The organism is Polyangium jinanense, from assembly GCF_028435265.1.
GTDB classification, from domain to species: domain Bacteria; phylum Myxococcota_A; class Polyangia; order Polyangiales; family Polyangiaceae; genus Polyangium; species Polyangium jinanense.
In genome coordinates, this window is the sequence record NZ_JAGTJK010000004.1 from 54,562 (window position 1) to 67,693 (window position 13,132).

The window sequence follows — 13,132 nt, forward strand, 5'->3', positions numbered from 1 at the left end:
GGACGGTATCACGTCGGATCCGCGGCTCGCAATGCGGCTAGAGGGAGAGGCGCGTGTCCTCCGACAAGAGCACGTTCACGCGCTCGATGTCGCGGCGGAATTCGGTCCAGCGGGCCTCGCGCTGGGTGAGGTCGTCAAAGGGGACGTCGCGGAGATCCCGGAGTGCGGCGTCGGCGACGCGGCGGAGCGCGGCGAGGCTGAGGAGGCCGACGAGGTGCGCGTCGAGCGCGTGGCCGATGTAGGTGTCATTGAAGGCGACGCCCTTCGCGCGCCACGCCGCGCGGCCTTCGGCATTCGTGTTCACGACGTCGTGAATGAATACGGCGCGCATGCCGCCGCCGGGGTGCTCCATCATGCGGGCGCCGGCGATGGCGTCGCCCTGGCCGCTGTCGCCGCAGAAGACGAACGTGTATTCGGGGAAGAGCTTGCGGTATTCGATGAAGCTCCCGTATTTCTTGTCGGCCATGAGGTCGTGCGTGGCGATGTGGCCGAAATCGCCGGTGAGGACCTTGGCATAAGGGAGGCCGAGCGCGGTGAGGTGCTTGCGCGTGATGCCTTCGCCGAGGCCGGCGCGGTCGCCGGGGCGGGCCGTGAGGAACGTGAGGTCGCCGAGACCGTCCTGCGGGGCGAAGGCGAGGTCGAGCTCGTGGTAGAAGGCGCGCACGCCGGGGTAGGGGCGCGGCTCTTTCGTGCGGGGATAACGAGTGTCTTTCCAGTTCGGGTACAGCGTGTCGTCGATGTCCGAGAGGACCTTCAAATCGGCGCGCGGTACGGCGGCGACGCGGAAATGCTCGAGGAGCCGCTCGCGGAGGAGGTCGTCGTCGAGGTCGCGATAGATGAGTTGCTGGAGATCGCGGTAATCGCCGCCGTCGTCGATGGCGTTTTTCAGCGCGGTGAGCTCCGCGCCGCGGGTGCCGAGGAGGATGGTTCCGATGGCTGCTTCGTCGGCGCTGCCCGTACGGCCCCGCTGGAGCGCGAAGACGAGTGCGGCGCGCGTGGGGATGGAGAGATCGGCGAGCCGCTCTTCGCAGAGAAGTCGGAAAAGGGGGGTGCGGTTGTCCGGACCAACGACGCGGTCGTCGATGCTGGAAAAGAGCCGTTTGAGCGGCAGGCGCCCGAGGAGATGGTCGAGCTCGCGGGGGCGGGCGCCGCGGAGGAGGTCGAGGATCCGGGCCTCTTCGGTCCGATCGGTGTGGCCCGCGAGCAGGCGCTCGATCGTCGCGATTTTGGCGTCGGCGGCGGCCTTGTCGAAGTCGTCCGGGACCATCGAGGAAACGATAGAGCCCGGGCCGTACGGTCGTCAACGGCCCGTCAAGCGGGGCCGCCCTCGTTCCCCGCGACGCCCAAGAGGCGCGGATCTTTCGGGCCTTCCGTCGTTTCCACGAGGATGCCGTGCCGGGTCAAATACTCCACGCCGTTTTCGCCCGCATATCCCTCGGCCACCACGATGACCTTCGTGATGCCCGCGTGGTGGATGAGCTTGGCGCACAGGATACACGGCTCGCCCGTGACGATGATCCACGCGCCCCGCGTGGCCACGCCGCTCGCGGCCGCGTTGCAGACGACGTTCATCTCGGCGTGATGACAGCCGACCTCCATGCGCGTGCCGCTCGGGATCTGCATGGTGTCCCGCAGGCAGACGTCGCCCCCGCAGAGGTCGCCGCCGCCGCGGGGGCCGCCGTTGTAGCCGTCCATGAGGATGACGTTGCGGTCGGGGTCGAGCAGGAGGGCGCCGAACTTGCGGCGGGGGCAGTTCGACGCCTTGGCGAGGGCCAAGCATTGCTCGATCCGGATGCGCAGGTGTTTCGCCTTCATGACGGGAGGCGAGGGTTTTACCCGGCCCGCTCGATCGGCGCAAGGACGATCCCGCCGCGAGCGATCCAGCGAGCCGGGCCCGAGAGGGGCGTCGAAATGGGCGCCGCGCGCCTCAATTCGTGCATTCGACGTTCGAAAGCATGCCCGTGCCGGTGACCTTGTTGTCGCATTTCACGATCGTGCCCGTCGTACCGGGGCCGACGTTGATGCCGAGGTTCGGGTTGGTGATGCCATTGGCCGTGTTCTTCTCGAAGACGTTGTCGTTGCCCCAGCCCATCGTCGCCTGGCGCACGACGAAGCCGTCCTTCGGGGTCTTGTCGCCGGTGTTTTCCGCGAAGAGGTACTTGTTGCCCGTGACGGCCACCCACGCGTCCTCCGAGCCGTCGGCCGTGAGGCCCTCGCCATTGAAGGTATTTCCACGGACCTCGCCGCCCTGCGTGCCTTCCTTCAGGTCGACGTGCTCGGTTTTGATGCCGGGGCCGAACTTGTTCGAGAGGATCTTCGTGCCGTCGCAGGCATCCGGCATGTCCGGAGACGGCCAGGCGCTGTCGTCGCTGCCCACGTAAATGCCCTCGGCCGAATCCGGCACGGCGAGGCCCGTGTTCGTGATCTCGGAGTACTCGATCGTGTTGCGGCTGGCCCCATTGCGAAGCTGAATGGCCATTTCGCCGACGTCGTGCACGAAGAGGTTCGAGAGGATGTTGTCGCTCGATCCGTCGACGTAAATGCCCTTGCGGCCGCCCGTGATCGTGATGCCCGAGACGACCCAGTAATTCACCTGGAGCAAGCGCAGGCCGGTGTTCGCGGGCATGGCGCTCGTGTCGAGGATCGCGTCGCGCGGGCCGCATACGATGATGGGTTTGTCCGCGGTGCCGCTCACCATCTCCAGGTCGAACGTATCGGCATAGGTGCCCGCCGCGAGGCGGATGAGCTGGCCGGGCGCGGCCTTGGAGAGCGCGTCCGTCAAAGCCGCCGCGTCGGCGACGTTGACCTCGGTGTCATGCGGCCAGTCACAAGGATCGGCCGGCGGGCCGCCGCCCGCGCCGCCCGCGCCACCCGCGCCGCCCGTGCCGCCGGTGCCGCCCGCGCCGCCCGAACCCCCGGCGGCACCCGCGCCGCCTGGCCCACTCGAGCCGTCTCCACACGCGGAAACGACGGGGAGCGCGATCAAGACGGCCGCCAAGGAGAGGACACCCGAGCCCGAAAGGAACGAACGGAACGGCGAGGAAGTGCGCAAGTTTTTAACAATCATGAAGGTTCTCCAGCGAAGAGCTTACCTGGAGGCGTGGCAGGCGGGAACCACTTTGCATCGAGCAGAAGCGTGCTCGTCGCAGGCCGCGCGCGGCGATTGCCGGCCGTGAGGCATTGGATGGTTTGCCGTTTGGCAAGCGCGCCGGGGAAGGACGCGCATTCGGAGACGCGGGACACAAGGCTGATCCTGGCATATTCCTGCACCATGGACGGATGCTTCGTGTGCATGATCCAATGAATGCTCGCTTGACCCGGACCCCGGACCCGTGCGTATTTTTCGATACATGCATGAGCCGCCGCCCCCGAAAGTGCTCGTCGTGGACGACAACGAGCCGAACCGCGTCCTGGCCGAGGAGACGCTGCGCCTCGAGGGCTACGATGTCGTGATCGCGACGACGGGGGAGCAGGCGCTCGAAGTGTTCGTCCGCGAAGCGCCCGATCTCGTGCTGCTCGACATACGTATGCCCGGGCTCGACGGGTTCGCGACGTGCGCGCGGCTGCGCGCCCTGCCGCGCGGGACGGAGACGCCCGTCGTGTTTTTGACGGCCCTCCGAGACCTCGAGACGTTCGACCGCGCGAGCCGCGCCGGCGCCGACGATTTTCTCACGAAGCCGGTGCGCCCCGCGGAGCTGCTCTCGCGCGTGCAGACGCTGCTCCGCATCCGGCGGCTCAGCGTGGAGCTGCACGATCACTTCCGCGTGATCCGAAAGCAACGCGACGACCTCGTGCGGCTGCAGCTCCAGAAGGAGCAGCTCGTGTCGTTCGTCGTGCACGACCTCAAGAACCCCGTGAGCTCGATCGAGCTGCACGCGCAGCTTCTCACGCGCGACGCGTCGCTGTCCGAGGACGCGAAGGAGAGCGCGGTGTGGATCATGCGCGAGGTGCAGATGATGAAGCGGCTCGTGCTGAACCTGCTCGATATCGGCAAGGCCGACGACGGCAAGCTCGCTCTGCGCCGGAGCTCCGTCGACGTCGGTGCGATGGCCGTCGCGGTGGCGAACGCGGCCGGCGTGCGAGCCGCCGAGCGCGACCAGCGGATCCTCGTGCAGGTGGCGAGTGGGCTGCCCGCGATCGAGGCCGATGCCGATCTCGTGCGCCGCGTCTTCGAGAACCTGATCGACAACGCGCTCCGCTACGCGCCGCGCGGCGCGCCGGTCTCGATCGACGTGTCAGCCGGCGAGGGGCCGTTCGTGGTCGTGCGTGTGGCCGATACGGGGCCAGGGATTCCGGAGTCGATGCGCGAGCGGATCTTCGATCGGTACGTGCAGCTCGACGCGCATACGGCGAGCGATTCGCGCCTGGGTCGTGGGCTCGGGCTCGCGTTCTGTCGGCTCGCGGTGGAGGCGCACGGCGGGTCGATCTGGATCGATCCTTCCGCGCAAGGCACGGTCTTCTGCTTCCAGTTGCCTCATGGACGTTGACGCGCTGCTCGCCCGCGTGCTCCGGCAGAGCGCGGTACTGCTCGTCGCGGACGCGCGCGGCGTGGTGCTCTACGCGAGCGAACGTTCGTCCGAGGTGATGAGCAACGCGCTCGTCGGAGAGTCGCTCGAAGCGCTGTTCGCCGGGGAAGGCGGCATGATGGACGAGCTCTGGCCGACGCTGCGCGCCGGCGGGACGTGGACCGGGGCCATCGCGCGCAAGGATCCGAGCGGAGGCCTTTCGTGGCTTCGTGGCGCGGTGTTCCCCGTGCGTGACGAGGCCGGCGAGCTCCGGTTCGTCGCGACCGCGACGCCGGTCTCGCGGGCGGCGCATCTGGAGGGCGATCTGCGCGACGCCGCGAGTTTTTACGAGCAGGCGCCGTATGCGCTGCAGTCGCTCGACGAGGGCGGGCGCATCCTGAGGGTGAACACGACGTGGCTCACGTGGATGGGGTACACGCGGGACGAGGTCGAGGGCGTGCTCTCGTTCAAGGACGTGATCACGAGCGAGTCGTACGCGCTGTTCCTCGAGGCGTTTCCGGTGTTCAAGGAGCGCGGCTCGGCGCGGGACATCGAGTTCACGTTCCGGCGCAAGGACGGCTCGACGTTCCCGGGGCTGCTGAGCTCGACGGCGATCAAGGACGCCTCGGGGCGCTTCGTGCGCAGCCGCGCGGTCATCCTCGACCTCTCGGCGAGGAAACGCGCCGAGTCCGAGCTCGCCGAGGCGAAGCGCATCGCCGACGCGGCGAACAAGGCGAAGAGCGAGTTCTTGTCGTCGATGAGCCACGAGCTGCGCACGCCGCTCAACGCGATCCTGGGCTTCGCGCAGCTCCTCGGGCGCGACAAGAGCCCACAGCTCACGGCGCGGCAGCTCGGGTACCTGAAGCACGTGCTGCGCGGCGGCGAGCATCTCTTGCGGCTGATCGACGAGGTGCTCGATCTCGCGCGGATCGAATCCGGTCACGTGCCGATCTCGGTCGAGCCCGTGGACGTCGAGGCGGTGCTGCGCGAGGTGTCCGTGACGCTCGACCCGATGGCGCAGAGCCGCGGCGTGACGCTCGCGCTCATGCCGCTGCCGCCCGATCTGCCGCAGATCTGCGTGGATCGGACGAGGTTTTCCCAGATCCTCCTGAACCTCGGATCGAACGCGATCAAGTACAACCGCGCGGGCGGACAGGTGTCGTTCGTCGCGAGCGTGACGGCGTCCGGCGAGGTGCGCGTGACGGTGTCGGACACGGGCATCGGGATCCCCGCGGAGCGGCAGGCCGAGCTGTTTCAGCCGTTCCATCGGCTCGGGCAGGAGACAGGTTCGATCGAGGGGACGGGGATCGGGCTCGCGATCGTGAAGCGGCTCGTCGAGCTGATGGGCGGTCGGGTCGGGGTGCACAGCACGATGGACAAAGGTTCGGAGTTCTGGGTGGAGTTTCCCGCGGCCGCGATCACGCCCGAGGAGCGCGTGTCGTCCGTGCCGCGCACGCCCGCGCACCGTGAGCTCGCATCGTCCGAGGGGCGCAGATACAAGGCGCTCTACATCGAGGACAACCCCGCGAACCTCGCGCTGATGCAGGAGCTGCTCGCGACGCTGGAGTCGTTCGAGCTCCTGACGGCGCCGACGGCGGAGATCGGGATCGAGCTCGCCCGCGCGCATCGGCCCGACATCGTGGTGCTCGACATCAACCTGCCCGGGATGAACGGGTTCGAGGCGATCGAGCACCTGAAGAGCTCGCCCGAGACACGCGCGATCCCGGTGGTCGCGCTGAGCGCGTCGGCGATGGAGCGAGATCTCAGGCGCGCCGAGCAGGCGGGTTTTTCCCGGTACCTGACGAAGCCGGTGAAGATCGAGGAGCTCGAAGGGGCGCTGTCGGAACTCGTGGCGAGGCCGCGGGCGTGATCGGGAGGATCCACGGCAAAAGGAGGGGATGGCCCGAGGAGGGCCCCGGCTGGTAGGCTGCGGACGCACGCATGAACATTCGCGCCTCCAGGATCGTTTTGGTCGTCGCTGCTTGCCTGCTCCCCGCCTGTGGCGGCGAGAGCGCATCGTCCCCGCCGCCGGAGATGCCGCCATCGAGCGGCGCCGCGGAGCGCGAGGAAGCGCCGCCCCCGCCGCCCGAGGCCGATCACGGGCCGGAGCCCGGGGAGGGTCCTGCGGCGAGCGAGGACACGAAGAGCCCCAAGCCGTCCGCGACGAGCGAGGACAAACCCGCGACGGCGGCGTCGGACGTGCCGGGCGCGAATCTGTCGATCGGGCAGCTCGAGGCGGACGGGCTCATGGCGAAGGACATTCAGTGCAAGACCGAGGGCGGCGGAATGGCGCTGCTCGGGGCGGTGCTGGTGACGGCGTGGATGTCGCCGCAAAAAAAGGCGCTCGACGCATGCGCGCCGGCCGGGACGGAGACGCGCGTGGTGTGGAAGGCGCGCGGCGGGAAGGTGACCGATGTGCAGGCGGCAGGGAGCCCCAAGGTGAAGGCGTGCGTCGAGCGAGCGCTCTCCGGGGGAAAACCCGTGCTCGAAGGGCATTGCGCCGCGACGGTCGTGCACGGAAAGTGAAGGGGAGGACGAAACGATGACCCGCCGCGCATTTTCCGTTGCCGTGTATCCGCGATATGAAGGGCGCATTCTCTTGATTCGTCATCGGCGGCTCGGCATCTGGCTGCCGCCGGGCGGGGAGATGCTGCCGGACGAGTCGCCGCTCGAAGCGGCCGCGCGCGAGCTGCGGGAAGAGACGGGGCTCGTCGGTCGGTTCCCCGTGGTGAGCGATATCGACGGGACGCCGCCCGGGTTCATCGGGTACGAGGAGCACCCGGCCGGGAGCAAGGGGATTCACCTCAATTTCGTGTTCGTCGCCGATGTGGACACCGACGTCGTGCAGCCGAACGACGAATTCGAGGAGTGGCGCTGGGTGACGCATTTCAACGACGTCGGCGGGCCGCCGAACGTGGCCCAGCTCGGGCGGATCGCGCTCGCGGCGCGGGCGCGCGGGTGAAAGGCGCGCGGGGCGGCGATTGCGCGCCCCGCGCGTCGGTTCGGTGGAAAGGGGGGAGCGTCAGTACACGGACTGGATCCAGTCCTTCATGGCGCTCGGGCTGCAGCCGTGCTTCTTGTGGCCGGCGCCGAGGCTGAGCTCCTGGATGATCTGCGTGCAGGAGCAGCCAGCGGTGTCCTTCATGGTGAAGGAGAGCTTGGGGCTCTTCGACTCGCCGACCGTGAACGACGCGCCGCCTTCCCAGATGGAGTGATTCGGGTTCAGGCCCTCGGTGGCATCGTCGTACGTCGAGTACTTGCACTCGTCGACGTTGTCGCAGACGCCGTCGTAATCGCTGTCGCCCGTGCAATCGTACTCGCAGGCGTTCCCCATGCCGTCGTAGTCTGCGTCCTTCTGGGCGGGGTTCGCCACGTAGACGCAGTTGTCGCAGACGTCGCCGACCTTGTCGTAATCAGCGTCTTCCTGGTAGGAGTTCGGCTTGTCCTTGCAGTTGTCGCAGACGTCGCCGACCTTGTCGTAATCAGCGTCTTCCTGGTAGGGGTTCGGCTTGTCCTTGCAGTTGTCGCAGACGTCGCCGACCTTGTCGTAATCAGCGTCTTCCTGGTAGGGGTTCGGCTTGTCCTTGCAGTTGTCGCAGACGTCGCCGACCTTGTCGTAATCGGCGTCTTCCTGGTAAGGGTTCGGCTTGTCCTTGCAGTTGTCGCAGACGTCGCCGACCTTGTCGTAATCGGCGTCTTCCTGGTAAGGGTTCGCCTTGGAAGGGCAGTTGTCGTAAGCATCGCACACGTAATCGTAGTCGGCGTCCACGCAATCCAGACGACCCTCGGTCGTCCCGAGCTCCTGCTCCTCGTCCTCGGGGGTCGCGGCTTCCATGCAGCCCACTGCGATGAGCGTCGTCAAGACGGCGGTCAAGGAGTAGAAGGCATTCTTTCGTTTCATGCGAAACACACCCCTCTTTGTGCGAAATCGACATGCAAGTGCGCTGTTTGCCCCGACGCACGGGACAGACGCGCAGCGCAGGTCCGGTGACGGCAAAACCCCTCCGTGTGCGGCATTCGTTGCCCACACGAGGGCCGGGCATCGTGAAGGACCCGACCCGCGTCGAATTCGTGCGGACACTATTCACCACGACGGGGTGACCATCAAGGTGAATTCGAGAGGTGAAGGCGAGGGAGGGGAAGCCCTTCTCGATGGAGGGATTTCCTGGAGGGGGACGCTGGACGATTCCCATTGATTCGTCGAATCGCGGGACGATGAGGGCGACCGCTCGCCGTGGCGGCAGTTTGTCGGCGGAGGCGGTGGCCGCGTTATCGGCGAATCACTTGTTCACGAGATTGATCCAGTGCTGCATGACGCCGGGGGGGCAGCCGAATTTGTCGAGGCCTTTGCCGTTGATGCCGAGCTCATCGCGGATCTGCTTGCAGGTACACCCAGCGGTGTCCTCCAAGGTGAACGAGAACTTGGAGTCGTCGCCGTTCCCCAGCTTGCCGACGTCGAATGCCGTACCGTTCTTCCCCGTGAAGATGGCGTGATTCGGCTTGAGGCCGCCGGGCGCCGTGTCGAGCTCCTTGTCCGTGTTGTCACATCTGTCGTCGTCGTTGCAGATCGTGTCGTGGTCTTCGTCCTTGCAGGGACCGCTGCCGCCGCCGCCGACAACGTCGCACGCGTCCCCCTTGCCGTCGCCGTCCGAATCCGTTTGACCGGGGTTCGGGTCGTTCGGACAGTTGTCGCAGACGTCGCCTCTGCCGTCGCCATCCTTGTCCCCCTGCCCGGGGTTCGGGTCGTTGGGACAGTTGTCGACGTTATTGCATACGCCGTCTTTATCCGAGTCTGCGCAGGAGACGATTTCACACGCGTTCCCGACGCCATCGTTGTCGTCGTCCGCCTGGCCGGAGTTCGCCGTGTTCCGACAGTTGTCGCAGGCGTTGCCGACGCCGTCGTTGTCGGCGTCCGCCTGATCCTCATTGTAGTCGTTCCGGCAGTTGTCATCGGAGTTGCAGACGCCGTCATTGTCGTTGTCCGCGCAACCTGCGATGAGCTGCTCCTCCGCGGTCTCGACGATTTCGTCCTCGCGACGCGAAGAATCCATGCAGCCTACGGCGACGAGCGTGGCGAAGAAAGCAGTCACGTAGTGGAAGCCATTGGTTCGTTTCATGTTGAGACACACCCCTCTTGTTCGTACAGGAACGCTCATGGCCGAGCCCGGCGCCTCGCTTCGGATGAAGGCGTTCGCTCGACCCTCGAAATCGCCATTGCGCTGTTCCCCCCGATGCTCATGGGCGGAACGCACGACGCGTGGGGACGGTGGCGGCAGAACCCCCTCCATGCGCGGCTTTCCCCACCCGCACGGAGGCCGGAACAATCAGGAGCACCGCTCCCGCGCCGAATTCGTGCCGCACTATTCACCACGGATCGGCGGTCATCAAGGAGAAATCGGGAGGCCAGGGCGAGGAGGGAACACGCCGCTGGATTGACGGATCACCCGAACCAGAGCGCAAAGTCGCGACGAACCCGCTCCGTCGGCGAAAAGCCGCGGTCGTCGGGAACGCCGGGGTTTTTCCCGTTGCTTTGGTGATTGTCTGGAGGATCGGGAAGGGGGCCCGCGATATGGAGCGGGCGGTGGTCACTGGAGTGACCAGGCGAGCGCACGGGGCATTGCAGCGATTACTTGTTCACTTGGGAAATCCAGAATTCCATCGTGGTGATGCTGCAGCCGTGGTTGATCATCCCCTGGCCGAGGCCGAGCGCCTGAATGATCTGCTCGCAGGAACAGCCGCGCGTGTCCTCGAGCGTGTAAATGCGCGGCGCCGGCTGGCCCTTCATGCCGCCCGTGTCGAAGATGGGGTCGCCGTCGACGAGAGCATAGCGGTTGTACCAGAGCGAGATGGCCGGCACGGACACCTCCGGGATGACCGTGAACTTGCAGAAGTCGTCCTGGTCGCAGATGTAGTCCCGGTCCTTGTCGACGCATTCGCACGTGGGGCTCGGGTTCTCCGGGCAAGCGTCCTCGAGGTCGCAGATGCCGTCGTCGTCGATGTCCGAGCAAGGAGGCGGGGGCGGCGGTGGAGGCGGCGGAGGCGGAGGCGGCGGCGGAGGCGGAGGCGGCGGCGGAGGCGCGTCGCAGGCGTCGCCGAGCCCGTCGCCATCGCTGTCGAGTTGATCGGGGTTGAAGACGCCCGGGCAGTTGTCCTGGTAGTCGCAGAGGGAATCGACGTCCGCGTCGGCGCAGGCGTCACAGGCGTCGCCGAGGCCGTCGTGGTCCACGTCTTCCTGGCCCAGATTCGCGTGGTGGGGGCAGTTGTCGTCCGGGTCGCAAATCGTGTCCTTGTCGGCGTCGGCGCATTCGCAGACGTCACCAATGCCGTCGCCGTCGGTGTCCTTCTGGTCGGGATTGCCCCACGCCGGGCAGTTGTCGTCCTCGTTGCAGATCTTATCGCCGTCAATGTCGGGACACGCCGCGTCGCAGACGTCACCAATGCCGTCGCCGTCGGTGTCCTTCTGGTCGGGGTTTTTCCAGGCGGGGCAGTTGTCGACGGCGTTGCAGATGAAATCGCCATCGATGTCCGGACAATCGCAGACGTCGCCGACGCCGTTGCCGTCGCTGTCCTTCTGATCCGGGTTCTCGTGATCGGGACAGTTGTCGACGCCGTCGCAGATTCCATCGAAATCGCGATCGGGGCAAGTCACGGGCGGCGCGACGAGGTTGTCCCGGGAAGTCTCCACGTCCTCGCCGTGGCCGAAATCCATGCAGCCGGCGAGGATCATCACCGAGACGAGGCCCGTCGCATACTTGAAGCCATTCCTTGGATTCATGGAAAGTATCCCTCGCTTCCGTGGGGCGATTGCCATGGGCGGGACGGAGTCGCGCCGTATGCGACGGCGCGCTCCGATGCACGAGCGGTAAGCGACGCGGAAGCTCGCGCGGCCCTTCGCGATCGATGGAGAGGCTCGGCCACGCGCGCGCCGATGCGGGAGCACACGCGTGTCCGCGACGCACCGGGCCACCTGCCCCCGCGTCAATTCATACCGATACTATCTAGCCGGGGAAGTTTGGCTTTCAAGCCGATTCCGCGATGAGCAAGGCCGCGTCATTGCGGCGAATATCCAGGCGACGAGGAGACCTGGAGACCTGGCGGCGGCGCGAAAGGAGGGGAGGGGAGCGTGATTCTACGCCCAGGACGTGTCTTCAGGAATGCGGCGTCGAGGAGGAGGCGGAGTCGGCCGTGCGCAAGGAAGGCACAGGCCCGTCGGGCGCGGCGGCGAGCAGGAGTTTCGGCTCGACGCCCGTATGCGTGGTGATGAGCCGCGCGCCGCGCTTCCACGTGAAATATTGCCAGATCCAGTTGAACATGACGAGGAAGCGGTTCTTGAAGCCGATCAGGAAGAAGACGTGGACGGCCATCCACGCGAGCCAGGCGAGGAAGCCCGCGAGCTCGAGTTTTCCCATCATCGCAATGGCGCGCTTGCGGCCGACCGTGGCCATCGTGCCCTTGTCGAGGTAGGCAAAAGGCTCGCGCGGTTTTCCCCGGAGCTCGGCGCGAATCGCGCGCGCGACGTATTTGCCCTGCTGAATGGCCGCAGGGCAGAGGCCGGGGACGTCGACGCCGTTCTTGTCGCGACAAGCGGCCATGTCGCCAATCGCGAAGACCTCGGGGTGGCCAGGGACAGCGCAATCCGCGCCGACCTTGACCCGGCCGCCGCGATCGAGCTCGATGCCGAGCGCGCGCGAGAGCTTGGTGCCGCGGACCCCCGCAGCCCAGACGACGGTGGCCGCGTCGATGCGCTCGCCATCCCCGAACGCAATGCCATTGTCATCGATGCGCGCGACGGGTCTCCCTTTTTCGACGGCGACGCCGAGGGAGGCGAGCTGGGCCTCGGCGCGTTTTCCGAGGTCCTCGGGGAACGCGGCGAGAATGCGCGGGCCAGCCTCGACGAGGACGACACGGGTCGACGACGGGTCGATGGCGCGAAAATCCTTGGAGAGGACGTGCGTCGCGAGCTCGGAGAAGGCGCCGGCCATTTCAACGCCGGTGGGGCCGCCGCCAATGACGACGAAGGTGAGTAGACGTTTGCGCGCCTCGGGGTCGGTCGTGCGTTCGGCGCCCTCGAAGGCGAGGAGCATGCGCTCGCGAATGCGCAGCGCCTCGTCGAGGGTTTTCAAGCCGAGCGCGTGCGTGCCCCACTCGTCGTGGCCAAAGAAGTTGTGCGTCGCGCCGACGGCGAGGACGAGGTAATCGTAGCGGAGCTCGCCCTTGTCGAGCAAAAGCCGCTTGCCCGGGAGGTCTATGCCGGTCGCCTCGGCGAGCAGGACGCGCACGTTCCGCTGGCGAGAGAAGACCGAGCGGATGGGGACGGCGATGTCGGCCGGCGAGAGGCCCGCGGTCGCGACCTGGTAGAGCAAGGGCTGGAAGAGGTGGTGGTTCGTGCGGTCGACGAGCGTGACGCGGACGGGCGCGCCCGCGAGCGACATGGCGGCGTTGAGCCCGCCGAATCCTCCCCCGACGATCACCACATGAGGCATGTCCTTGCGATCGGCCATGCGGCACCTCCCAGGCGGCCCGGGTTCGAGTAGACCCCGGGCACGCCGCGAAACGGAAGTCTTTTCGACGGCTCCGTAGGGAAGGGGACACGTGAAGGCGAGAGGGTACGCGTCGCGCGCGGAGGT

The 13,132-nt window shown here is 66.9% G+C and carries 11 protein-coding genes; 4 read left to right on the plus strand and 7 right to left on the minus strand.

What is annotated here, in order from left to right:
* Positions 1–37: 37 nt before the first annotated feature.
* The 3 genes from KEG38_RS11150 to KEG38_RS11160 form a co-directional block, all read right to left on the minus strand.
* Complete coding sequence (locus KEG38_RS11150) at positions 38–1,267, minus strand: hypothetical protein (RefSeq protein WP_272419316.1); 1,230 nt, start codon at positions 1,265–1,267, stop codon at positions 38–40.
* Between the two features lie 44 nt (positions 1,268–1,311).
* Positions 1,312–1,815, minus strand: coding sequence for a deoxycytidylate deaminase (locus KEG38_RS11155; RefSeq protein WP_272419317.1), 504 nt, complete (start codon positions 1,813–1,815; stop codon positions 1,312–1,314).
* A 112-nt stretch (positions 1,816–1,927) separates the two neighbouring features.
* Entirely contained in the window at positions 1,928–3,067 is a 1,140-nt protein-coding gene (locus KEG38_RS11160; RefSeq protein ID WP_272419318.1) for a right-handed parallel beta-helix repeat-containing protein, read from the minus strand.
* A gap of 283 nt (positions 3,068–3,350) precedes the next feature.
* On the opposite strand from KEG38_RS11160, the gene KEG38_RS11165 reads away from it, so the two are divergent.
* The 4 genes from KEG38_RS11165 (at position 3,351) to KEG38_RS11180 (ending at position 7,467) form a co-directional block, all read left to right on the plus strand.
* Positions 3,351–4,487 (plus strand): hybrid sensor histidine kinase/response regulator, encoded by a 1,137-nt coding sequence (locus tag KEG38_RS11165; protein ID WP_272419319.1) that lies wholly within the window; start codon positions 3,351–3,353, stop codon positions 4,485–4,487.
* A complete protein-coding gene (locus KEG38_RS11170) occupies positions 4,477–6,375 on the plus strand; it encodes a PAS domain-containing hybrid sensor histidine kinase/response regulator (RefSeq protein WP_272419320.1) in 1,899 nt (632 codons plus the stop codon). The genes KEG38_RS11165 and KEG38_RS11170 overlap by 11 nt, the downstream gene beginning before the upstream one ends.
* 71 nt (positions 6,376–6,446) lie before the next feature.
* On the plus strand, positions 6,447–7,031 hold the full coding sequence (locus KEG38_RS11175) for a hypothetical protein (protein ID WP_272419322.1): 585 nt from the start codon (positions 6,447–6,449) through the stop codon (positions 7,029–7,031).
* A gap of 16 nt (positions 7,032–7,047) precedes the next feature.
* Complete coding sequence (locus KEG38_RS11180; protein WP_272419323.1) at positions 7,048–7,467, plus strand: NUDIX domain-containing protein; 420 nt, start codon at positions 7,048–7,050, stop codon at positions 7,465–7,467.
* Positions 7,468–7,527: 60 nt separating this feature from the next.
* On the opposite strand, the gene KEG38_RS11185 is transcribed toward KEG38_RS11180, so the two are convergent.
* The 4 genes from KEG38_RS11185 to KEG38_RS11200 all read right to left on the minus strand — a co-directional run bounded on the left by KEG38_RS11185 (position 7,528) and on the right by KEG38_RS11200 (position 13,006).
* Complete coding sequence (locus tag KEG38_RS11185) at positions 7,528–8,406, minus strand: thrombospondin type 3 repeat-containing protein (protein WP_272419324.1); 879 nt, start codon at positions 8,404–8,406, stop codon at positions 7,528–7,530.
* A gap of 379 nt (positions 8,407–8,785) precedes the next feature.
* Positions 8,786–9,622: a thrombospondin type 3 repeat-containing protein gene (locus tag KEG38_RS11190; RefSeq protein WP_272419325.1), complete on the minus strand. Its 837-nt coding sequence runs from the start codon at positions 9,620–9,622 to the stop codon at positions 8,786–8,788.
* A 509-nt stretch (positions 9,623–10,131) separates the two neighbouring features.
* Entirely contained in the window at positions 10,132–11,280 is a 1,149-nt protein-coding gene (locus tag KEG38_RS11195; protein WP_272419326.1) for a thrombospondin type 3 repeat-containing protein, read from the minus strand.
* A gap of 373 nt (positions 11,281–11,653) precedes the next feature.
* Complete coding sequence (locus KEG38_RS11200) at positions 11,654–13,006, minus strand: NAD(P)/FAD-dependent oxidoreductase (RefSeq protein WP_272419327.1); 1,353 nt, start codon at positions 13,004–13,006, stop codon at positions 11,654–11,656.
* Positions 13,007–13,132 lie beyond the last annotated feature (126 nt).

What these genes read in the sequence shown, in the direction of transcription:
- KEG38_RS11170 (WP_272419320.1), top strand. Translation starts at nt 4,477, where the DNA reads ATGGACGTTGACGCGCTGCTCGCCCGCGTGCTCCGGCAGAGCGCGGTA.
- KEG38_RS11150 (WP_272419316.1), bottom strand. Translation starts at nt 1,267, where the DNA reads ATGGTCCCGGACGACTTCGACAAGGCCGCCGCCGACGCCAAAATCGCG.
- KEG38_RS11185 (WP_272419324.1), bottom strand. Translation starts at nt 8,406, where the DNA reads ATGAAACGAAAGAATGCCTTCTACTCCTTGACCGCCGTCTTGACGACG.
- KEG38_RS11175 (WP_272419322.1), top strand. Translation starts at nt 6,447, where the DNA reads ATGAACATTCGCGCCTCCAGGATCGTTTTGGTCGTCGCTGCTTGCCTG.
- KEG38_RS11165 (WP_272419319.1), top strand. Translation starts at nt 3,351, where the DNA reads ATGCATGAGCCGCCGCCCCCGAAAGTGCTCGTCGTGGACGACAACGAG.
- KEG38_RS11195 (WP_272419326.1), bottom strand. Translation starts at nt 11,280, where the DNA reads ATGAATCCAAGGAATGGCTTCAAGTATGCGACGGGCCTCGTCTCGGTG.
- KEG38_RS11155 (WP_272419317.1), bottom strand. Translation starts at nt 1,815, where the DNA reads ATGAAGGCGAAACACCTGCGCATCCGGATCGAGCAATGCTTGGCCCTC.
- KEG38_RS11200 (WP_272419327.1), bottom strand. Translation starts at nt 13,006, where the DNA reads ATGGCCGATCGCAAGGACATGCCTCATGTGGTGATCGTCGGGGGAGGA.
- KEG38_RS11190 (WP_272419325.1), bottom strand. Translation starts at nt 9,622, where the DNA reads ATGAAACGAACCAATGGCTTCCACTACGTGACTGCTTTCTTCGCCACG.
- KEG38_RS11160 (WP_272419318.1), bottom strand. Translation starts at nt 3,067, where the DNA reads ATGATTGTTAAAAACTTGCGCACTTCCTCGCCGTTCCGTTCGTTCCTT.
- KEG38_RS11180 (WP_272419323.1), top strand. Translation starts at nt 7,048, where the DNA reads ATGACCCGCCGCGCATTTTCCGTTGCCGTGTATCCGCGATATGAAGGG.